This is a genomic window from Serratia sp. N21D137 (assembly GCF_047530005.1).
Taxonomy (GTDB): domain Bacteria; phylum Pseudomonadota; class Gammaproteobacteria; order Enterobacterales; family Enterobacteriaceae; genus Chania; species Chania fonticola_B.
Map to the genome: position 1 here is coordinate 1 of NZ_JBLJAJ010000118.1, position 702 is coordinate 702.

1 protein-coding gene and 1 pseudogene are annotated in these 702 nt (G+C 59.0%); both read right to left on the reverse strand.

The genetic code is table 11. The features are described from left to right. Nucleotides 1-147, reverse strand: a pseudogene (locus ACMV5H_RS25585) (AAA family ATPase); the annotation flags it as partial. A 24-nt stretch (nucleotides 148-171) separates the two neighbouring features. Next, on the reverse strand, nucleotides 172-702 hold a 531-nt coding region (locus tag ACMV5H_RS25590; RefSeq protein WP_414822812.1), incomplete at its 5' end, for a Mu transposase domain-containing protein.

Sequence of the window (702 nt, forward strand, 5' to 3'; positions counted from 1 at the left end):
CAGCAGTTCGTCATCTGCCAGCAGGATCAGCCGTTCCTCGAACGACAACTCGCCGTAGGTCTGCGGTGTTTCTCGCTGGCGGATCAGGCTCCCTGCCATGGCCGGGAGCTTCAGTTGGGTCAGTTTGTTTAACAGGTTATCGCTCATGCCGTTTGTTCCTCTGTTTGTCAGTTAGTGGTAGTAGCCTGGACCGCGCAGGTTTTCATGCTCCAGCGAGGCCGGAGAGTGTTGTTCGCTCTGACTCGATAACGGGAGCTCCTGGTTCTCGCGATTGTGGCGCAGCAGGTTGTCGATGAAGCGCCTGTCCGGTGTTTTGTAATGCCAGGCGACGCCACTGGCTTTTTCCAGCCTCTCTTTTCCGTATTTTTTCTGCAGTGCGGTCAGACCGAGCACCGCACGGTAGGCCAGTTCCGGATGGGCTTTGGCTTTCAGCATGGCGTCAACCACTCTGCCGGTGAACGGGCCGATGCGACATCCCATCTCGACCAGACGTTCTGGCGTCCATGTCCCGTGCCCCAGGTGCCGAGCCGGCATGTGCAGCGGATTGGTAGAGTGCTGATATTCATGGAGGCTGCGCGGATGCTGCGCCACGCACTGTCCCTTGTGCCAGACCTGGACCACCAACTGACCCGCCTTGAGCGACAGGCGCTGACCAACCAGCTCATGCGGGACCGAGTACCAGTGATGCGCATACTCAACGTG